At 39.8% G+C, this 18,943-nt stretch carries 24 protein-coding genes; 13 read left to right on the forward strand and 11 right to left on the reverse strand.

The genetic code is table 11. The features are described from left to right. The 8 genes from RQ763_RS01945 to RQ763_RS01980 all read left to right on the forward strand — a co-directional run. The coding region (locus RQ763_RS01945) for a polyphosphate kinase 2 (RefSeq protein WP_314150820.1) at window positions 1-644 on the forward strand (644 nt) is incomplete at its 5' end. 67 nt (window positions 645-711) lie between these two features. Further along, window positions 712-1,716 carry a phosphate ABC transporter substrate-binding protein PstS gene (pstS, locus tag RQ763_RS01950; protein WP_314150821.1) on the forward strand — a complete coding sequence of 335 codons (1,005 nt, stop codon included), beginning with the start codon at window positions 712-714 and terminating at the stop codon, window positions 1,714-1,716. 175 nt (window positions 1,717-1,891) lie between these two features. Continuing rightward, the gene (locus RQ763_RS01955; protein ID WP_314150822.1) at window positions 1,892-3,097 is read left to right on the forward strand and encodes a hypothetical protein; all 1,206 of its coding nucleotides are present in this window, start codon (window positions 1,892-1,894) and stop codon (window positions 3,095-3,097) included. A 189-nt stretch (window positions 3,098-3,286) separates the two neighbouring features. Beyond that, window positions 3,287-4,204, forward strand: coding sequence for a branched-chain amino acid transaminase (locus RQ763_RS01960; RefSeq protein ID WP_314150823.1), 918 nt, complete (start codon window positions 3,287-3,289; stop codon window positions 4,202-4,204). A 109-nt stretch (window positions 4,205-4,313) separates the two neighbouring features. After that, window positions 4,314-5,411: a prohibitin family protein gene (locus RQ763_RS01965; RefSeq protein ID WP_314150851.1), complete on the forward strand. Its 1,098-nt coding sequence runs from the start codon at window positions 4,314-4,316 to the stop codon at window positions 5,409-5,411. Window position 5,412: 1 nt separating this feature from the next. Further along, window positions 5,413-6,093 carry a bifunctional phosphoribosyl-AMP cyclohydrolase/phosphoribosyl-ATP diphosphatase HisIE gene (gene hisIE / locus RQ763_RS01970; protein WP_314150824.1) on the forward strand — a complete coding sequence of 227 codons (681 nt, stop codon included), beginning with the start codon at window positions 5,413-5,415 and terminating at the stop codon, window positions 6,091-6,093. Between the two features lie 3 nt (window positions 6,094-6,096). Next, a complete protein-coding gene (locus RQ763_RS01975) occupies window positions 6,097-6,609 on the forward strand; it encodes a DUF2393 domain-containing protein (protein ID WP_314150826.1) in 513 nt (170 codons plus the stop codon). After that, window positions 6,606-7,157, forward strand: a complete 552-nt coding sequence (locus tag RQ763_RS01980) for a DUF2393 family protein (RefSeq protein ID WP_314150827.1) — start codon at window positions 6,606-6,608, stop codon at window positions 7,155-7,157. The genes RQ763_RS01975 and RQ763_RS01980 overlap by 4 nt, the downstream gene beginning before the upstream one ends. Here RQ763_RS01980 and RQ763_RS01985 read toward each other — a convergent pair. The 7 genes from RQ763_RS01985 to RQ763_RS02015 form a co-directional block, all read right to left on the reverse strand. Further along, window positions 7,154-8,113: a TIGR01212 family radical SAM protein gene (locus RQ763_RS01985; RefSeq protein WP_314150828.1), complete on the reverse strand. Its 960-nt coding sequence runs from the start codon at window positions 8,111-8,113 to the stop codon at window positions 7,154-7,156. The genes RQ763_RS01980 and RQ763_RS01985 overlap by 4 nt on opposite strands. Beyond that, window positions 8,113-9,468: an amidophosphoribosyltransferase gene (purF, locus tag RQ763_RS01990; RefSeq protein WP_314150830.1), complete on the reverse strand. Its 1,356-nt coding sequence runs from the start codon at window positions 9,466-9,468 to the stop codon at window positions 8,113-8,115. The genes RQ763_RS01985 and purF overlap by 1 nt, the downstream gene beginning before the upstream one ends. Before the next feature lie 60 nt (window positions 9,469-9,528). Then, window positions 9,529-10,296, reverse strand: coding sequence for a 4-hydroxy-tetrahydrodipicolinate reductase (gene dapB, locus RQ763_RS01995; protein WP_314150831.1), 768 nt, complete (start codon window positions 10,294-10,296; stop codon window positions 9,529-9,531). 16 nt (window positions 10,297-10,312) lie between these two features. Then, window positions 10,313-11,257 (reverse strand): thioredoxin-disulfide reductase, encoded by a 945-nt coding sequence (gene trxB, locus RQ763_RS02000; RefSeq protein WP_314150833.1) that lies wholly within the window; start codon window positions 11,255-11,257, stop codon window positions 10,313-10,315. 11 nt (window positions 11,258-11,268) lie between these two features. Beyond that, the gene (locus tag RQ763_RS02005; RefSeq protein ID WP_314150835.1) at window positions 11,269-11,754 is read right to left on the reverse strand and encodes a hypothetical protein; all 486 of its coding nucleotides are present in this window, start codon (window positions 11,752-11,754) and stop codon (window positions 11,269-11,271) included. Window positions 11,755-11,769: 15 nt separating this feature from the next. After that, complete coding sequence (gene trxA / locus RQ763_RS02010) at window positions 11,770-12,090, reverse strand: thioredoxin (RefSeq protein ID WP_314150836.1); 321 nt, start codon at window positions 12,088-12,090, stop codon at window positions 11,770-11,772. Between the two features lie 75 nt (window positions 12,091-12,165). After that, window positions 12,166-12,945, reverse strand: a complete 780-nt coding sequence (locus RQ763_RS02015; RefSeq protein WP_314150838.1) for a histidinol-phosphatase — start codon at window positions 12,943-12,945, stop codon at window positions 12,166-12,168. 84 nt (window positions 12,946-13,029) lie between these two features. Here RQ763_RS02015 and RQ763_RS02020 point away from each other — a divergent pair, with 84 nt between their 5' ends. The 5 genes from RQ763_RS02020 to RQ763_RS02040 all read left to right on the forward strand — a co-directional run bounded on the left by RQ763_RS02020 (window position 13,030) and on the right by RQ763_RS02040 (window position 16,990). Continuing rightward, window positions 13,030-13,767 (forward strand): chemotaxis protein, encoded by a 738-nt coding sequence (locus tag RQ763_RS02020; protein WP_314150839.1) that lies wholly within the window; start codon window positions 13,030-13,032, stop codon window positions 13,765-13,767. After that, window positions 13,767-15,059: a peptidase U32 family protein gene (locus tag RQ763_RS02025; protein ID WP_314150840.1), complete on the forward strand. Its 1,293-nt coding sequence runs from the start codon at window positions 13,767-13,769 to the stop codon at window positions 15,057-15,059. The genes RQ763_RS02020 and RQ763_RS02025 overlap by 1 nt, the downstream gene beginning before the upstream one ends. Before the next feature lie 68 nt (window positions 15,060-15,127). Further along, window positions 15,128-15,622: a 5-(carboxyamino)imidazole ribonucleotide mutase gene (purE, locus tag RQ763_RS02030; protein ID WP_314150841.1), complete on the forward strand. Its 495-nt coding sequence runs from the start codon at window positions 15,128-15,130 to the stop codon at window positions 15,620-15,622. 24 nt (window positions 15,623-15,646) lie between these two features. Further along, complete coding sequence (locus tag RQ763_RS02035) at window positions 15,647-16,120, forward strand: DUF3972 domain-containing protein (protein WP_314150842.1); 474 nt, start codon at window positions 15,647-15,649, stop codon at window positions 16,118-16,120. A 12-nt stretch (window positions 16,121-16,132) separates the two neighbouring features. After that, complete coding sequence (locus RQ763_RS02040) at window positions 16,133-16,990, forward strand: damage-control phosphatase ARMT1 family protein (RefSeq protein ID WP_314150843.1); 858 nt, start codon at window positions 16,133-16,135, stop codon at window positions 16,988-16,990. Window positions 16,991-16,993: 3 nt separating this feature from the next. On the opposite strand, the gene RQ763_RS02045 is transcribed toward RQ763_RS02040, so the two are convergent. From RQ763_RS02045 to RQ763_RS02060, 4 genes are all read right to left on the reverse strand, one after another. Then, window positions 16,994-17,440: a DsrE family protein gene (locus RQ763_RS02045; RefSeq protein WP_314150845.1), complete on the reverse strand. Its 447-nt coding sequence runs from the start codon at window positions 17,438-17,440 to the stop codon at window positions 16,994-16,996. A 1-nt stretch (window position 17,441) separates the two neighbouring features. Next, on the reverse strand, window positions 17,442-17,972 hold the full coding sequence (locus RQ763_RS02050) for a carboxymuconolactone decarboxylase family protein (RefSeq protein ID WP_314150846.1): 531 nt from the start codon (window positions 17,970-17,972) through the stop codon (window positions 17,442-17,444). 68 nt (window positions 17,973-18,040) lie between these two features. Next, window positions 18,041-18,640, reverse strand: coding sequence for a YeeE/YedE thiosulfate transporter family protein (locus RQ763_RS02055; protein ID WP_314150848.1), 600 nt, complete (start codon window positions 18,638-18,640; stop codon window positions 18,041-18,043). Further along, the coding region (locus tag RQ763_RS02060; protein WP_314150849.1) for a YeeE/YedE thiosulfate transporter family protein at window positions 18,633-18,943 on the reverse strand (311 nt) is incomplete at its 5' end. The genes RQ763_RS02060 and RQ763_RS02055, both read right to left, overlap by 8 nt.

Raw genomic sequence — 18,943 nt, forward strand, 5'->3', positions numbered from 1 at the left:
CTATCAAGAGAATCATAGAGCATCTCAATCCGAGGGGTGCTAGAGTCGTAGCTCTCTCAAAGCCGAGTGACCAAGAGATGACTCAGTGGTATTTTCAAAGATATGTGGCGCACTTGCCAAGCGCAGGGGAGATAGTTTTTTTTGACAGAAGTTGGTATAACAGAGCTATGGTCGAGCCGGTTATGGGCTTTTGCACTGAGAGAGAACATCACAGGTTTTTAAAAGACGCACCGCAGTTTGAGAAGATGATAGCAGATGAGGATATAAAGATTTTTAAGTTTTACTTCTCAGTCTCAAAAGATGAGCAGGCAAAAAGATTTGCCAAAAGGGAGCAAGACCCTCTAAAGCAGTATAAATTTTCCGAAGTTGATGCCAAAGCCCAAGAACTCTGGGATGCGTATGCTCTTGCTAAGTATATGATGTTAAGCGCAACGCACACGGAGATTGCACCATGGACGGTGGTAAAGAGCGACAACAAGAAAAAGGCGAGGATAAATACCATAAAACACATCTTGAATTTTGTAGAGTACCCTAATAAAATAGACGCAAACGAGATAGAAGTGGACAAAGATATAATCATATTTGGAAGAGATGAGACTATTGCCATGGAGGGACAGTTTAAATTTTCATCTGATGGTGAGTAATTTTTTTTGTAATCATCTTGTAATAAGGAGCAATTATAATTTCGTAAACATTCAAAAAGGAAAACAAATGTTAAAGAAATTAGCTCTAGCTGCTTTAGTTACTGCAGTGTCAATTAGTTCTTCGTTCGCGTCCGATAAGATAAACGGTGCCGGCGCTTCGTTTCCTGCTCCACTCTATTATGATTGGGCATTTAATTACAAAAAAGATACAGAGAATCTTGTTAACTACCAGTCAATAGGTTCTGGCGGCGGGATCAAGCAGATAACAAAGCGTGTTGTAGACTTTGGAGCATCTGATAAGCCGCTTGACTCAAAAAAACTCTCAGAAGCAAAACTTTTACAGTTTCCTGCAGTAATCGGTTCTATTGTAGTTGCTTTTAATGTAGAAGGAATCACTGATGAGACTTTAAAACTTAGCAACGAAGTTGTTGCAGATATTTTTGCTGGAAAAATTACTTCATGGAATGACCCGGCTATCGTAGCTGAGAACAAAGCTCTTAAACTTCCAAACCAAAAGATCATTGTCGTTCACCGTTCAGACGGATCAGGAACTACTTACAACTTTACTTACTACCTAAGCGGAAGCTCTAAAAACTGGAAAGAGAACTTTGGAGTCGGTAAAGCGATCGATTGGAAAGTCGGCATCGGCGGAAAAGGTAACGAAGGCGTTGCAAACTTGGTCAAGCAGACTCCTTACTCTATAGGTTACATTGAAAACGCATATAAAGAGAAAAATAACCTAAGCGCAGCTGTTCTAAAAACTGCAAACGGCAAATGGGTAAAAGCGACTGAAGAGAACTTTAAAGCGGCTGCAAAATATGCAAGCTGGACTAAAGAGGACAATTTTTATGCAATGCTAGCACTTCAGCCTGGTGATACATCGTATCCTATCGTTGCAGCAACTTTCATCCTTCTTCCAAAAGAGAAGCCTGAGACTAACAAGCAGGTTACTGCATTCTATGATTATGCTTTTAAAACGGGTAACGAAGCAGCTAAGAAACTCGGCTACATAGCACTTCCTGAAGCAACTAAAAAAATGATTAGAGAGTATTGGGCAGCCAATATAAAATAATCATCTCTTAATACTTATTCTCCCAAATTTTCTCTCCTAAGAAAATCTCCCGCAAAGCCTCTGTGTCCGAAGGGACATGGGGGCTTTTTGCATTTAAAACCCTCTTTTTTACTGTAATCTTTTCGTAACCTAACAATTTTATAATTCTCGTACAAAAAAACAAGGGAATGCAAAAATGAAAAAAACGGTTATATCAGCAATAGCTGCTTTAGCAATCGGTGCTACAGGTTTAAGTGCTACACAATTTTATGTAGATGACAAAGGTCAAGTATTTACAACAGAAGGTGAAGGTCGTAAAGCTTTAGAGAGCAAAGAGACTTCGGTGTTCGCAAAAGCGGATAAATTAAAGTTTAGCGGTCTTACATATTTAGGTTACACTTTCAATGATCGTAAAGACAACATAAGTACAGGTGCTAATACTAAACATGATGAGTCTAACTTTGAAATCAGAAGATCTTACTTCCAATTGAAAGCTTACCTTTTAGAAGATCCTAAGTCTTACTTCCGTGTAACACTTGACATGCACCAAAATGCAGAAGATGATCTTGTTGTTAGAGCTAAATATGCATATCTATTCTTAAATGATGTATTACCAAATACTGGTGTTGAAATGGGTCTTGTTCACCGTCCATGGCATGACTATGAAGAGCACAATGCTTGGTACTACCGTAATATTTCAAAAGTTTTAGTTGAAGCAAAAAATGGTGGAGATTTAAGTAACTCAGCTGACTTTGGTGTAAATTTTAAAACAAAAACAAAATATTTCGATAGTGAACTTGGCTTATTTAATGGTGAGGGTTATCACTCGGACTTTAATGATGATGAAAATAGTGACGCGAGTAAAGGTATGAGTTTTGAGTGGAGAACCACAGCGCACCTTTTAGGAGTAAATGGTAAAGACAAGCAAACAGAAAAAACATATTTTGATGTATCTTTCTTTGGACAGTACAATAAAGACCATAAAGACAGTGCAAGTGGAATAGCTGGTGATTATGATGATTTGATTTTTTATGGTTTGCACACTGTTTACAACCAACCGGAATTTTTGATATCTGCACAATACATAACATCTGATGATACGGCAGACAACTCTACTTATGTTTCAAAACAAGCAGGTTCAGGCTATAGTGTGAATGGAGAGTATCGTTTTGGTGAGCATAAAAAATATAGAGCAATTGCTCGTTATGACAGCTGGACTGATGAAAAACTTGCTGGTACTGACGAAAAAGATGATGTAGCATATATTGTCGGTGGCGCATGGGAGCAAAACAAAAATGTTCAATGGGTAGCAAATGCTATAGTTACAGACAATGAAGATGGAAGCAGCAGAGAAGATGAAAATGGCATCCAGTATATGCTTACCGCTGAAATAAGATTTTAGTCTAGTTTTAATTTATCATTCTCCCCTCCCCCTTTTTCTCCCCCAAACATAAAGCCTCCCCGGGCTTTATGCCCTTTATGGCACTGCTTTTAACAAAATCTTAACCCCAAGACAGATAGAACAAAACAATATAAACAGCATTTTGGATAAAATATCATAATTTTTATGTAGTAATTATTGGAGAAATGAATGAATGCTGCCAAATATATTTGGATGAATGGTAAGTTTGTTGCATGGGACGATGCAAAAGTTCACGTATTGTCGCATACGCTGCACTACGGAAACGGTGTTATTGAAGGAACAAAGGCATATAAGACAGAAAGAGGATATGCAATTTTTCGTCTAAATGACCATACGAAAAGACTCAAAGAGTCCGCAAAGATGACGCTTATGGAGATTCCTTACTCTGTTGAGGAGATGAACCAAGCGCAGGTTGAGCTAATCAGAAAAAATGAGTTTAGCGGCGATAATGTATATCTTCGTCCGTTTGCATTTTTGGGATACGGTGTTATGGGAGTTTATCATAAAGATGCTCCGGTAGAGACAGCAGTAGCTGCATGGGAGTGGGGTGCATACCTTGGCGAAGAGGGGATGAAAAAGGGCATAAAGCTTAAAATCGTCTCTATGACAAGACCTGCAAACACTTCAAATATGGGTAAAGCAAAGGCAGTTGCAAACTATCTAAACTCTCAGATGGCAAAGTATGAAGCAATCGACTGCGGATACGAAGAGGCACTTTTGCTTGATGACCAAGGGTATGTGGCAGAAGCAAGCGGTGCGAGCTTTTTTATGGTAAAAAACGGTGTGCTCATCACGCCTCCAAATGACAACTCACTAGAGTCGATTACACAAAAAACAGTAATCGAGATGGCTCAAAACATGGGCATTAAAGTAGAGCGTAAACGTATCTCAAGAGAAGATGTTTACGTTGCAGATGAGGCATTTTTAACGGGAACTGCCGCAGAGATAACGCCGGTACGTCTTATTGACGCAAGAGAGATAGGATGCGGTGCACGCGGAGAGATGACGGAAAAACTCCAAAGCGGATACTTTGACATAGTATTTGGACGCAACAAAGAGTACGACCACTACTTAACGTATGTATAAGCTTTAGGGGGTCGTAGGGACATTTGTCCCTGCCACTAAAGCGGACGCGTTCGTTTTAATGCGTAACATCAAATAAAAGGAATAACAAAAAATGAAGGAAAACATAACAATGGCATCAGATATGAATGACTACTTTAACAAAAAAAAGAGCGAAGGCGGCGGTAATGAAAAAAAATCTGGCGGCGGCGGAAGCGGCGGAGGTCCAAACATGCCTCAAATGCCGAAGATGGATTTTAACTTCGGCGGCGGAAAAGCAGGCATAGCATATTTTTTAGCTGCTGTTATCTTAATACTTGTTCTAGCAAAGCCATTTACAATCATCGAAGAGGGTCAAAGAGGAATCCTTAGCACAAACGGTAAGTACTCTGATCAACCACTTCTTCCGGGACTTCACTTTATTATTCCTGTTATTCAAAAAGTGTATGAAGTAGATACGAAAGTTCGTATTGTTAATTATGCTTCTACAATAGAGGCTAGTTCAAGCGGTGCGCTCGGCGTAAACGTTAGACCTGCCATTACAGTTCTTGATAAGCGTGGTTTGCCTGTTTCGATTGAGCTTACTGTTCAGTATAGACTTGATGCGCAATTTGCGGCTCAGACGATTTCAAACTGGGGTTTTGCATGGGAAGATAAAATCATCAATCCTGTTGTAAGAGACATCGTTCGTAATGTTGTCGGTAAATATGATGCAGAGTCTCTTCCTCAGATGAGAAACACCATTGCAACTGAAATAGATACGCAGATCAGAGCTAACATAGAGGGTCTTGAAAACACTCCTGCCGATTTACAGTCAATTCAACTTCGTGCAATAATTCTGCCTGAAAAAGTAAAAGAGCAGATAGAGAATGTCCAGATTGCAAAACAGCAGGTTCAAAAAGCTGAACAAGATGTTCAAAGAGCTGAACAAGAGGCACTCAGACGTGCTGCAGAGTCAAGAGGTATTGCTGAAAAGGCTAGAATCGAGGCACAAGGTTTAGCAGATGCGGTTACAATCGAAGCAGAAGCAAAAGCAAAAGCAAACTACCTAATCTCTAAATCATTGACTTCGGATCTTTTAAAACTTGAGCAGATTAAAGTGCAAGGGTTGTTTAACGATGCGCTTAGAGAAAACAAAGATGCAAAAATATTCTTAACACCTGGCGGTTCAACTCCAAATATTTGGGTTGACATGAAAGACTCTCAAAGAAAAGCATCATTAGCTAACTAATATGCAAGAGATAATCAATAAAATTGACTGGCAAAAGATTGAACTTTTGCCGGTTGTCGTTCAGGATGTTGCCAGCAACGAAGTCCTCATGATGGCATACATGAACAAAGAGGCGCTCTCACTCTCCCTCACAACAAAAATAGCACACTACTTCTCACGCTCAAAACAACGCATCTGGAAAAAGGGCGAGAGCAGCGGACACACTCAAGAGATTCACTCTTTTTATATAGACTGCGATAATGACACTCTTTTAATCAAAGTGGTGCAAAACGGAGTAGCATGTCATACAGGACGACGTTCATGCTTTTTTACAGAGCTGGAGTCGGGTGAGATTCAAAGTGACGTAGAGGTGAGCAGTGAAGCGCTTTATGGCGTTATTGACACTCTATATCACACCATTCAAGAGAGAAAAAATGCAGACCCGCAGAGTTCATGGACTGCAAAACTCTTGAGCAAAGGCGATAATGCAATTTTGAAAAAGGTTGTAGAGGAGGCTGGAGAGTTCAGTTTTGCTTATAAAGATAACGATGAAGGAGAGATGATATATGAGGCGGCAGACTTGACCTACCATATGCTCGTAGCGCTTGCTGCAAAAAACATCTCTCCCGATAGAATTAAGCAGGAGCTTGCTCGCAGATTTAACATGAGCGGCATAGCGGAAAAAAATTCAAGAGACAGCTAACAGATGACATGGGAAATCAGTAAATTTATAAATGAGCTAATAGTTTATGACTATATTTTATTTGGTACCCTCTTTTTACTTTTTATTCTATTTGTAACGCTTGGTATCCTCTTTAGAAACAGAGGCGCTATCGCAATTTTCTTTATACTTTTTGCATTTACACAACTTATCGTCGGTTCAACCTACGGTTATGTGAAGATGCATGAGTATCTCTTTACAAACGAAACCTCAATAACAAGCCAGAAAAAATTAAACTTTACTCAGGCAATAGTTCTTTATGGGTCGGTAAAAAATATGTCGCAGAGAGATTTTTCAAGTTGCAAAATTACCGCTGCAGTCTATAAAAAGACAGGAAACAGAGTAAAAGATTATATATTTAGACTCAAACCAGTCAATAAAATGTCGATTATTGAAGAGGGCATTGTAAAAGACGAGGAGCGAGAGTTCAAGATGATTATCGAGCCTTTTACTTACGGCGGTGACTATAATATTACGTTGGGAGCAAAGTGCAGATGATTACACTATTTAACGTATGGCACTATACTGTATTTGGCATAATTTTGTTAATTTTTATCGGCGGAATCGCAATAGCATTTAAAGACGATAACTCAAAAATAAGAGTGCAGCTAATATTTACAACATTTCTAATAACCACTGTAATGGCAGGTTTCAGCCTATTTGTAGTCGATAAATATACAAAAAAAGCAAAGCTCTATAAGTTGGAGAACAAGAGAAACCTCAGCAGTGAGCAGATTATGTACAGCGGTTTGGTAAGAAATGAGGGAAATTATGAGATAGGCGAAGTTACCTTTGAGATAAAGCTTGTAAACAGAGGGCATGCCAGCGGTAATGTAAAGGCGGGATCATTTTTTAAACCAAGTGGTTTTTTTGACTTTTTTTCAGGAGAGAGTATCAGCGGCAAAAGCAAGCCGCAGCAGATTACTCATGAGTTTGTCGTAGCGAAAAACCTAAAACCTGGAGAGACTAGAGAGTTCAGAGTCTATTTTGACTATCCTCCCTATTTTAGAGGCGTTGCCCACTTTTCAAAAATATATGCTCACTAATATTTAAGTCCAAAAGGCTTTAGTGCGGCATTTATATTTTTAATCTGAGTGTTTTTATCTCTGCACCAATCGGGAGACAAAAGAGAGTTGTCATCTATCCCTGCAGTGACTCTTTGCACCGACATATTCTGCGGTTTCATCTTGATTGCTTCAACCAGAACATCCAAATACTCATCTTCACTTATCGGGGTAAATTTTCCCTTTAAAAAATCATTTGCAAGAGCTGTTTTTTTAACAACGTACAGAGGATGATATTTTACGGAGTCAATACCCCAGCTATAAGCCTCTTTTGCAGTTTGAAGCATCATCTCTTTTGTCTCATCCGGTAAGCCGAATATTAGATGCCCGCAAACATGCAGTCCTTTGCTTTTTGTTTTTAAAATCCACTCTTTTACATTTGCGCTGTCGTGTCCGCGGTTGATTTTTACGAGAGTCTCATCATAAACAGACTGAATTCCAAACTCAATCCAGATCTCTTTTTTAAGGTTGAGCTCTGCAAGATAATCAAGAGTCTCCTCTGTTATGCTATCAGAGCGTGTTCCTATGCTAAGACCTACTACGTCATCAAATGTAAGAGCTTTATCATAGAGCGCTTTGAGTGTCTCAAAAGGCGCATAGGTATTTGTAAATGATTGAAAGTAGACCAGAAACTTCTGCGCGCCATACTCTTCGCGTTGTCTCTTGCTTATGGCTTTAAACTGAATTTCTAGTTGTGCTAGCTGCTTGTCAAGATTTGGGTTTGTCTTTGAGTCTAGGTTGAGGTGAAAACCCTTGAGTTCTTGTGTTTCACCGGTACTTGCGCTAAAGGAGTCATTTTCACAAAAGGTACATCCGCCTTTTGCTACGGTTCCGTCTATATTTGGACATGTGAAGCCAGATATGTTGATGCCCACTTTGTAGACTTTGCAACCAAACTTATCCTTTAAGTAGTTGCCAAAGGTGTATATTTGCTCCATTAAACTATGTATTTTCCGGTAAAGCAGGCTGTACAGTAGTTGTCTTCTTCGCTATTAACGCTTCTAAGAAGTGATGCTTCATCAAGGTATGCTAAAGAGTCCGCTTCAATAAATTTGCATATCTCATCAAGGGACATATTTGCGGCTATTAGCTTGTCTTTGTTTGGCGTATCAACACCGTAAAAACATGGATCAGTTGTCGGAGGAGAAGATACTCTCATATGCACTTCGCTTGCCCCTGCCTCTTTTAGCATTCTTACAATTCTTTTTGATGTTGTTCCGCGTACAATCGAGTCATCAACAACAATAACTCTTTTGCCTTTAATGATATCAATCATAGGGGAGAGTTTCATCTTGACCTTGAGGTCTCTCATCTCTTGTGTCGGTTCAATAAATGTTCGCCCGATATAATGGTTTCTCATGATTCCCATCTCATAAGGGATGCCGCTCTCTTGAGCATATCCGATGGCTGCAGGAACACCTCCATCAGGCACGGGGATAACCATATCCGCCTCAACAGGTTTTATGTGTGCGAGCTCTTTACCCATATTTTTTCTTGTCTGGTAGACACTCTGTCCAAACACTTTTGAGTCTGGTCTTGAAAAGTAGACATACTCAAAGATGCAGTGTTTAGGAGTAGGCTCAAAGACCTTTATGCTTTTTGGCTCTTTATCTTCGCTAAATATAAGAAGTTCACCTGGTTCAACATCTCTTATAAACTCTGCACCGACAAGATCAAACGCACAAGTCTCACTCGCCACGATATAGCCGCCGCCTGGAAGTTTTCCAAGACTTAGAGGACGAAAGCCGTGTCTGTCGCGCATTGCAAACATTTTTGTTCTGCTTAGAAAAACAAGTGAAAATGCACCCTCTATTTTTTGAACGGCATCTATAATTCTGTCAAGTAGTTTTCTTTGTTCGCTTTTTGCTATGAGGTGAATGAGGTTTTCGGTGTCCATAAAAGTTTGAAAAATCGCACCCTTATCTATGAGTTTGTTTCTAATCTCTTCGGCATTTGTAAGGTTTCCGTTATGAACAATTGCCATCTCACCCAAGTCGTATCTTGCAAAGACCGGCTGAGCATCTAAGATGGAGTCGTCTCCCGCAGTAGAGTAGCGTGTGTGACCGATTGCGCTTGAGCCTCTTAAGGTTTCAAGCTTTTTCTCATCAAATACGCGCATAACCAAACCGCGCTTTTTGATTGTTTGAAGTTTTGTTCCGTTTGAAGAACTGATTCCTGCTGCTTCTTGACCACGATGCTGAAGAGCATGTAGTGAAAAATAGGCTAGTCTTGAAGCCTCTTTATTACCATAGATTCCTACGACTGCACACTTTTCATTCATATCTTCTAGCACATTTTCTCCTCGAGAATATTTAATGGAATTATACTCAAAGCAAATTAAACAAAGTTGATTTTATAACTCTAAACAGTCGCTTATGGAGTAGAGACCGCTCTCTTTGTTAACAAGCCATGAGGCAGCCCTCAAAGCGCCTTTGCTAAAGGTGTTTCTTGAAGTTGCCGTATGGTTTAGCTCTATAAATTCGCCTTCATTGTAAAAGCCTACAGTGTGACGACCGACAATATCACCGCCGCGAAGCGCCATTACTGCTATCTCATCTCTGCTTCTCTCTCCTATGTTACCGTCTCTGCCGCTTACACGCACCTTGTCTAAATCCAGACCGCGACCGCGTGCGCAAGACTCTGCTAGAGTAAGAGCCGTTCCGCTAGGAGCATCTTTTTTATGTTTATGATGCATCTCAACTATCTCAATATCAAAGCCTTCAAGAGCTGCAGCAGCCTGATATACAAGCTTATTTAAAAGTGCCACGCCCAAAGACATATTTGTAGCATATAAAATCGGCATATACTCGCTCGCCTGCTTTAAAAGGTTAAGCTGATGAGCGCTTAAACCGGTTGTCCCGATGACAAGCGGTTTTGGAGTTTTTAGAGATGCTTCAAGTAGTGCTTCGCAAGCCTCAGGAAGGGAGAAGTCAATGACTATATCACAGCCGTTAAGGAATGATTTTAAATCTGTTGTTACCAATATAGACGGATCTATTGAAAAGTTAAGCGAGCTTCTTACATACACGGAACTTAAACTTATGCCATCCGTTGCTCTCAAATCATCAATAAGAAGCTTTCCGACTCTGCCGTTTGCCCCAAAAACACCAACTTTTACCACAATATATCCCTTTTATTTAATGATTTAATAATTCATCAACGTATGGTATTGCTTGAAGCGCCGCAACAGCGCCGTCTCCCGCAGCACTAACAACCTGCTTTGGAGCCGCAATACGCATATCGCCCGCTGCAAAAAGTCCATCTATTGATGTTTTCATACTGATATCTACAATTATCTCACCCTGTTTGTTTACGTCGCACAGAAAAGTTCCATCCTCTTGAATAAGAGTTTGATTGTTTACATCGTTTCCGACAAAAACAAAAACTCCGGGTGCTTTTATATCACGAATTTCTCCATTGGCATTTTTAACACGGATGCCGACGACTCCCATGCTATCGCCATAAACTTCTTCGGGAGTTGTGTTTAAAACTAGTTCAATATTCTCTGTTTTTTCAACTCTTTTGATAGTATTTGGAGCAGAGCGAAATGTGTCACGTCTATGGATAAGATAGACTTTGGAGCATATTTTAGCAAGGTAGAGAGCCTCTTCAAGAGCAGTGTCTCCACCGCCTATGACCGCAACTTCCTTACCTTTGTAGAAAAAACCGTCACATGTAGCACATGTACTCACGCCTCTTCCAAAAAGCTCATCTTCTCCTGCAAATCCTGCACGTCTTGGAGATGAGCCGGTGCATACGATTACGCTGTGAGCTTCGCTTGTTGTGCCGTCTTCTTTATGAATTTTAAAGATATCGCCATCTTTGCTTACGCGCGTTACTTGAACCATCTCATGTTTTAGACCAAATTTTTGGCACTGCTCAGGCCACGGCATCATCAAATCCATACCGCTTATTTCGCCTGTAACACCAGGATAGTTCTCTATTTCGGAACTTTGAGTAATCTGACCTCCGGGCATCCCTTTTTCAAACATTACTACATTTTCCAAGCCACCGCGTGTAGCGTAAAGTCCAGCAGTCAGTCCGGCAGGTCCACCGCCTATAATAGCGCAATCAAGTACCATGCAAAATCCTTTTATAAATCTTTTATTTTGGTTGATAACTCATTCAAATTATCCAGTTTTCGTATCATACTATCTTGTTTATAAAGAGTCTCTTTTGTTTTCTTTATAAAAAAAATAGATGGTACTTCGTAGATATTAAATCTCTGTATAAAGCTTAGAGACGTTTTTGTACCTGAGCGTATAAATGTGGTGTTCTTGCTGTTTTCATAAACTTCGTTGTAGTAGTCAATAGCAATAATAGGGAGATTTAGGTCTACATCTGCAAGAAGTTCCGCAGTATTGTTCACTTTAGAGCTGTAAAAAACAACTATATATTTCTCGGCAGTAGGAGTAAAAATATCTTTTTTTTCATAAAATACCCACTCTTTAAAGTCGATAAACTTATACTCTGAAAATTTGTAGTTGAAGTAGGCAAAGGCGATGGCTATCATAGCCGCGCCGAAGAAAGAAGCTAGTAGCGTAGAGAGCGAAAAGAGGGTTTTACCTCCGCTTGCCACTGCGCTACTCTTAAGTTACGCTAAAAGAGCGTCTAGTTTTTCAGCTAGAGCAGCTTTAGATTGTGCTCCGACAACTTGACCTTCAATTTTGCCATCTTTAAAGAAGATGATTGTAGGAATAGAACGGATACCGAATTTAACAGCGATGTCTTGCTCTTCATCAGTATTTACTTTACAGATTTTAGCTTTGCCTTCGTAGTCATTTGCAAGCTCTTCTATTACAGGAGCAATCATACGACATGGCCCACACCAAGGCGCCCAAAAGTCAACCAATGAAACACCTTCACCTAGTGTTGCTTCAAAATCTGAACTAGTCAATTCTATATATTTTCCCATTTTTATTTCCTTCTTAATTTTATGTTGGTGCATTATACAAGTCTAACTCTTTAAAATTGCTTTATGATACTACCACTAAAATTTTATAAAGTATTTTTTTCTATTACGATATAAAACACACTCGCTGTATCCTGCACTTTTTGCCATGCTAATGGCTTCATCGCTGTATAGTCCGACTTGTTCCGGCTTATGTGCATCTGAAGCAAACGTAATCGGGATATTCAGTTTTTTAATCTCATTTAAGAGCGACATAGATGGATATGCTTCACCTATCGGCTTTCTAAACCCTGCAACATTTATCTCTATGGACATATCGGCTTCTTTGATGGCAAGAAGGGCATCTTTTGCTATTTTATTTATGTTTTTTGTCGGCAAGTAGTTGAAAATCTTAATCAAATCCAAATGCCCGACAATATCAAAAAGCCTGCTATTAGCCATCTCTTCTATTGCGCCGAAGTATTTTTGCCATATCTCGTCAATGTCTTGGTCTTTGTAGTTTCCTATAAACTCCGGATTGTCAAAACCCCACTCCTCTATAAAGTGGACAGAACCTATAAGATAATCGACATCTGCATTTAAAACTCTCTCATCCATGTAGCCTTTGAGGTAATCTACTTCATAGCCCAAAAGTATCTCAATGCTGTTTTTATACTTCTTTTTTGCCTCAAGAACACTTTTTTCATACTCTCTCATCTGCTCAAATGTGATGCGATATTTTTGGTCAAAATTCATTGGAGCGTGTTCTGAAAAGCCAAAATATTTTATGCCGCACTCTATCGCTTTTTCGACATACTGGGATATTTCACCCTCTGCGTGATTGCAAAGTTTTGTGTGGTTATGGAGGTCAACTATCATTGTTTTAATTCTCGTATTTACATATTTTTATGATATTATAGTGATAAAATTTAAATTTAGCGAATATATGACGGAGAGCTTTTTATGACTCAAGAAGAACTAGATGCGTTAATGAGCGGTGATATTGAAGATTTAGAATCTTTTGCGGATGATGATATAAGTGATGATGTCTCAGTTGATGAAGATACGGGATTTGAAGATAGTGATGAAAAAGATGACGAGAAAGAGTTAAGTTCTTCAAAGTCAGCCGATGAGAAGCCGCTTGGATACAGTCCTGAGACTGCGCACCATTGGCCTCTTCCTGCAACAAATGAAAATAAAATGGTGCATCAGCTTGATGATGTAACAAAAGAGAGTGAAGAGAAAGCCAGCGAAATTTTTGACATTATAGAGGGAATCAGCAATGATCTGCTTGAGGAAGAGAAGAGGGCTGAGGAAGTAATAGAGGTGTTGAATAGTAATATCGAGCTCTTTAAAACTTTAAATAGTAAATTTCCGGATGTCGAAGCCTTTAGAGTTCAGCTGGAGAAAAACAATTCAGCACTCAGTAGCACAAATGAAGCGCTAGAGACGCTTCAGTCAAGCGGTAATGCAATAATGGACGTTATGGATATTATGCAGTATCAGGATATTCACCGCCAAAAAATTGAGCGTGTTATCAATGTTATGCGCGCACTCTCTAACTATATGAACTCCCTTTTTGAGGGTAGAGTTGATGATGAAAAAAGAGTCTCTTCGGCTACGCATATTGTCGGAGATACGCATAATGAACTGGCGTCCAATGAAGATATAGAAGCACTTTTAGCGCAATTTGGAAGTTAATGCAAAAAGTTGAATTATTATCCCCTGCGGGAACATTAGAAAAATTAAAAATTGCTATTGACTTCGGTGCCGATGCGGTTTACGGTGGGGTAAGCCACTTTTCGCTTCGCATACGTTCGGGTAAAGAGTTTAGTATGGATGAGTTTGCAGAGGGGATTGAGTATGCTCACTCTCGCGGCAAAAAAGTGTACGCAACACTAAACGGTTTTCCTTTTAACTCCCAGATTAACCTTTTGAAAAAACATATTTTAGCAATGGCAGATCTTGGACCGGATGCTTTCATTGTTGCGACTCCGGGCGTACTTAAGCTCTGCCATGATTTAGTACCACACATGCCGCTTCACCTCTCAACTCAGGCAAATGTCATGAATGTGCTTGATGCAAAAGTCTACTGCGATATGGGGGCAACACGCATCATAACCGCAAGAGAGATTTCACTTCGAGATTTGATTGAGATAAAAAAAGAGCTTCCTGATTTGGAGCTTGAGGTTTTTGTGCATGGCTCTATGTGCTTTGCCTACAGCGGGCGTTGCCTTATCTCGACTCTGCAAAGCGGACGTGTGCCAAATCGCGGCTCATGCGCGAATGACTGCAGATTTCCTTATGAGATGTATGCTGCAAACCCAGAGACCGGAACACTCTTTAGACTTGAAGAAGAGGAGGGCGTGGGAACCTACATCATGAACTCAAAAGACCTTAATCTCGCTTCACATGTCAAGGAGATTTTAGACAGCGGTGTTGTTGATTCTCTTAAAATTGAGGGACGTACAAAAACAGCTTACTATGCGGCGGTAACGGCAAAAGCGTATAGAATGGCGATTGATGATTACTACAACGGAGTAAACGATGTAGAGAAGTATCAATATGAGCTGAACTCTCTTCAAAACCGCGGCTATACGGATGCTTATCTTATCTCAAGACCGTTTGAAAAGCATGACACGCAGAGCTTAGATTTTACCATGCAACTTGGAACGCATCAGGTAAGCGGAGTGGTAAATGAAGAGGGTACACACTTTTTATGCAAGTACAAAACTCTGCCAAATGATGAGCTTGAGATAGTCGCTCCTCTTGGCACCGTCATAGAAATCGCAGATAATGAGATAGGCAGTACATACGAGCGTGAGGGAAAAAGTTACATGAAGCTAAAGAAGCTGTTGGCTCAAAACAATAAAGTTTTGGATGAGGTTCACAGTGGAAATACTAACCCGATAACACTGCCTATAAAGCTTCCACCGTATACTTTTTTAAGAATACCTGCACATCCAGATATGGGAACATACCCTAAAGTGTAATTTTAAAATATTAATTATTAGATAAAGCTATGATATAATCGCCCATCAAAAAAAAGGAAGACAATAGTATGAAATTTGTTTCAATTATAATAGGCAGTAAGAGTGATTATGAGGTAATGAAATCTTGTTCAGATACGCTTGAAGCGTTTGGTGTTCAGTATGAGATGATAATTTCATCGGCTCATCGCTCACCTGAGAGAACAAAAGACTATATTGTTACAGCAGAGAAAAAAGGTGCTCAAGTTTTTATAGCGGCTGCGGGAATGGCTGCTCATTTAGCGGGTGTTCTTTCATCTAAAACAGTTAAGCCTATTGTCGGTGTTCCTATGAGCGCATCTGCTCTTAGCGGAATCGATGCTCTTTTATCTACCGTTCAAATGCCTGCTGGAATGCCTGTTGCTACTGTTGCAATAGGAAAAGCAGGAGCGATAAACTCTGCTTATTTGGCAATGCAGATACTCGCACTTGATAACGAAGAGTTGGCTATCAAGCTAAAAGAGGATCGCATCTCAAAAGCTAAAAAAGTTGAGATGGATTCAATGGAGATTGAGACAATTCTTTAGTAAATTTGTAACAGGGGCACACGTATGAAGTGGATGAGTGATGAAGAGTATATGGAGCTTACGGGTTTGGATATATCTGCAATTGATGATTTGGCAGAGAGAGGAAAACTTACTCTTAAAGTTGAAGAGGGAGTGCGATATATAGACCCATCAAAAGGTGCGGGAGAAGTAGTCCCGGCTCAGCTTAAAGAGCTCTCCTCTCATAACACAAAAGAGATGTTGGTGCAGCCCCAGTTTATTGAAAAGACAATAGGCACCATCATCAATCTTCATGAAAAAGTTCTTGATGCAAAAGATGAAACTCTCGCGGCTGTAAGAGTTGAAAATGAGTTTTTAAGAGAAGCTCTTGGCTCTTTGCAGGAACTTTATGATGAAGATAGAAAAACGATTCACACGCTTCAAGAGCAGCTGAAACTTTCTCAGCAAGAGGTTGAGTTTATGAGAAGAAAATATAAGCTCATGTGGAACAAAGCCATAGAAGAGCACACAGATAAGTAAGTATTTTCAGAGATGACGATTGATGAAGCCTGCGTAGAGTGCATAATAAACCAAAGTGCTAAAGTGGCAAATGCGTTGCACGCAGATGAATCTCTCTCAAACGAGCTTATCTCTAGCGTTACCAAGATGAGTAAAACCTTCTCTTTTGACGACACCCCTCCCGAAATTGCATCCTATGTTTATGAAAAAATGGCGCTCATTGCCCGTAAAACAGATTTGTATGATGAGGTAAAAGAGCTCTCTACAAAAAAAGCTCTCTCTTTTGTCCCGCTTTTAGAAAAAGAACTATCAAACTCAAAAGACAAACTACTAACAGCCACAAAAATAGCCGTTGCGGGAAATGTTATAGATCTCGCCGCAGAGGTGGAGTTTGACCTTGAAGAGGAGCTTGAGAAGATATTTGACACGGAGTTTGCGCACAACGATTTCGCTCTCTTTGAGAAAAAACTCCAAAGCGCAAAGCGCGTTCTTATAGTCGGCGACAATGTGGGAGAGCATATCTTTGACTACATCTTCATTCAGACGCTCAAAGAGTTGTACCCACGCGCGGAATACTCCTACATGGTACGTGGAAACCCTATTATAAACGATGTTACTATTAAAGAGGCGAAAGAGGCAGGTTTTGAGAAGATTTGCAAAGTTGTTGATAGCGGAGTAAATACCCCCGGTTTTGTCTACAATCGTGCAAACAGCTACTCAAGAGAGCTTTTCGACACGGCAGATTTGGTTATAAGCAAAGGGATGGGAAATTATGAGTGCATGAGTCCATCCCATAGAAGTGATATCTGTTTTTTACTGAAGGTAAAGTGCGGTGTTGTCGCCGCCTCGTTAAAAAAAGAGGTCGGCGATATAGTCTGCAAAGTTGTTTGATTTCTACTCAAACACCATCAGCGCGTAACCGTTGTTCTGGTAGGAGATTGTCTCTAAAAAGCTGTTAGGAGATATTTTTACGGATGGAATCACATCCTCTTTCGGAATCGTATTTGCGTTTAAACTCATGGCGCATACGACTATCTCAACGCCTCTTTCGGCTAGTCTTATAAGTTGTTTTTGAGACAACTCAATTGAGCCTAAATCCTTCTCATCAAGAACTATTTCATCATAGTTTTTTGAAACAATCGGCGCGCATCCTCCGTGAATAGTGATGGCAAACTTCGGCGTATCACCGTTTTTCTCAATCATATCCATAGTTCTCTCAACAAGAACCATACGACTCGCAACATACTGCATGTCATTGGCGTTGCAGTTAAAAACTGCTTTGTACTCCTGCGCACTTACTGCACTTGAGAGTGCTAAAAATAGTAAAATAATGTACTTCATGTTACTCCCCCAATCCAAAGACGTTTGAGAGAGTGTTGATGTAGTTGAAATATCCGGTTATCGCAACGGCTTCTAAAACTTGCACATCGCTATATCCCAGAGACTTGATGGCATCTATATCCTCTTTTACTATCTTGTAACTGTCTTTTTGTGCAGCTCTCAGGCAGAAGTTAAGTAGTGCTTTTTCTTTTGCATCCACATTCATGGCATCTACGCCTTGGAGTATGTTCTCTATCTTCTCATCCGAGAGTCCAAGCATCTTAGCTATACTTTTGTGAACGTCCACACACATTTTACAGCCGTTCTCTTTTGAGACAAGAAGAGCAATTGCCTCTTTTGTGTCGTATGAGAGTGTCGTCTCATCAAGCAGATACTTCTGAACTATGGTATCGGTAGCGAAGTAAATTTTTTCATCTACTGCCATAAGTTTAAATATTTCGCCTAACTTTCCTGTTTTTTCCAAAATCGGACGCGCCCGATCTTGAATCGCAGGAGCCATCTCTTCAAATTCTGGTAGTTTAATGTGTGCCATTTTTTTCCTTAAAACGTTAAGCTGAAGTTACTGTTTTGTAATTATAAAGTATAATACTTATACAAAAATTAATGTTTATAAGTATCATCCGCAGGGTCATAATACTCAATCGTTGGTAATAAATAAGCAACAATCAAAAGCGTTATACTTAAAACTAACACTATTGTTAGTTCATACCCTCCAAATAGATCAGATAATCTAATATTACCTAAATCAGGACCGGTAATTTGTTTTATCCATGGATATAATAAAGTGAAAACTGCTCCGCCTGCCATGCCGCCAACTACACCAACAAGAGCATCTACCCGCCCCTCCGAAACTGAAACAAAAAATGCTGATGGACATTTGCCCAAAATAACCAAACCGGTTCCAAAAATGACTGCTCCAAGAATTAAGCCGGTTAAAATAGTTGGTTTTACATTATAACTAGCATATCCAGCATCAACTAAAAAATAAAAACCTATACTTGACAATGCAACTGTTGTCATGGCCATTCTTGGCACTAGCGTATCTTCAAAAATCATAAATCCAGCCATCTTTTCAAACTTGTCAAGACGCGAGTAGAGAATGATTGCGCCAAAGCAAAAACCTATAAAAAGCACAACCCATACTGAACCATGTCCTTGATTTGAAACAGTATCAAACATATGTGAAATTCTATCAATCATTTTTGGTAACCTTTTTTTTATAAAATATTCTACCTACTACCATACCAGTACCTAATGCCACAACAGCAAATATTATCCCGCTGAGTGCTATTTGTGCACCGCCTGAGAGAATATGTCCTGCATTGCACCCTCCGGCTAAACGTGCTCCAAACACCAATAGAAATCCGGCAATAAAACTCCAAATCATACGAGACTTTACAGATCTATTTTTACGCTCCTTCCAAAGTGTGGGTATATAACTGATATGAAAAGATTTTGTAACAAAGATAGACATAAAAAGTCCGCCAAAAAAAACACCAATCA

It is taken from the genome of Sulfurimonas sp., assembly GCF_032250635.1.
Classification (GTDB): domain Bacteria; phylum Campylobacterota; class Campylobacteria; order Campylobacterales; family Sulfurimonadaceae; genus Sulfurimonas.

Bases quoted from the DNA above. Each gene is read 5' to 3' on its own strand.
- pstS (WP_314150821.1), top strand. From the start codon at position 712: ATGTTAAAGAAATTAGCTCTAGCTGCTTTAGTTACTGCAGTGTCAATT.
- RQ763_RS01955 (WP_314150822.1), top strand. From the start codon at position 1,892: ATGAAAAAAACGGTTATATCAGCAATAGCTGCTTTAGCAATCGGTGCT.
- RQ763_RS01960 (WP_314150823.1), top strand. From the start codon at position 3,287: ATGAATGCTGCCAAATATATTTGGATGAATGGTAAGTTTGTTGCATGG.
- RQ763_RS01965 (WP_314150851.1), top strand. From the start codon at position 4,314: ATGGCATCAGATATGAATGACTACTTTAACAAAAAAAAGAGCGAAGGC.
- hisIE (WP_314150824.1), top strand. From the start codon at position 5,413: ATGCAAGAGATAATCAATAAAATTGACTGGCAAAAGATTGAACTTTTG.
- RQ763_RS01975 (WP_314150826.1), top strand. From the start codon at position 6,097: ATGACATGGGAAATCAGTAAATTTATAAATGAGCTAATAGTTTATGAC.
- RQ763_RS01980 (WP_314150827.1), top strand. From the start codon at position 6,606: ATGATTACACTATTTAACGTATGGCACTATACTGTATTTGGCATAATT.
- RQ763_RS01985 (WP_314150828.1), bottom strand. From the start codon at position 8,113: ATGGAGCAAATATACACCTTTGGCAACTACTTAAAGGATAAGTTTGGT.
- trxB (WP_314150833.1), bottom strand. From the start codon at position 11,257: ATGGTACTTGATTGCGCTATTATAGGCGGTGGACCTGCCGGACTGACT.
- trxA (WP_314150836.1), bottom strand. From the start codon at position 12,090: ATGGGAAAATATATAGAATTGACTAGTTCAGATTTTGAAGCAACACTA.
- RQ763_RS02015 (WP_314150838.1), bottom strand. From the start codon at position 12,945: ATGATAGTTGACCTCCATAACCACACAAAACTTTGCAATCACGCAGAG.
- RQ763_RS02020 (WP_314150839.1), top strand. From the start codon at position 13,030: ATGACTCAAGAAGAACTAGATGCGTTAATGAGCGGTGATATTGAAGAT.
- RQ763_RS02025 (WP_314150840.1), top strand. From the start codon at position 13,767: ATGCAAAAAGTTGAATTATTATCCCCTGCGGGAACATTAGAAAAATTA.
- purE (WP_314150841.1), top strand. From the start codon at position 15,128: ATGAAATTTGTTTCAATTATAATAGGCAGTAAGAGTGATTATGAGGTA.
- RQ763_RS02035 (WP_314150842.1), top strand. From the start codon at position 15,647: ATGAAGTGGATGAGTGATGAAGAGTATATGGAGCTTACGGGTTTGGAT.
- RQ763_RS02040 (WP_314150843.1), top strand. From the start codon at position 16,133: ATGACGATTGATGAAGCCTGCGTAGAGTGCATAATAAACCAAAGTGCT.
- RQ763_RS02045 (WP_314150845.1), bottom strand. From the start codon at position 17,440: ATGAAGTACATTATTTTACTATTTTTAGCACTCTCAAGTGCAGTAAGT.
- RQ763_RS02050 (WP_314150846.1), bottom strand. From the start codon at position 17,972: ATGGCACACATTAAACTACCAGAATTTGAAGAGATGGCTCCTGCGATT.
- RQ763_RS02055 (WP_314150848.1), bottom strand. From the start codon at position 18,640: ATGATTGATAGAATTTCACATATGTTTGATACTGTTTCAAATCAAGGA.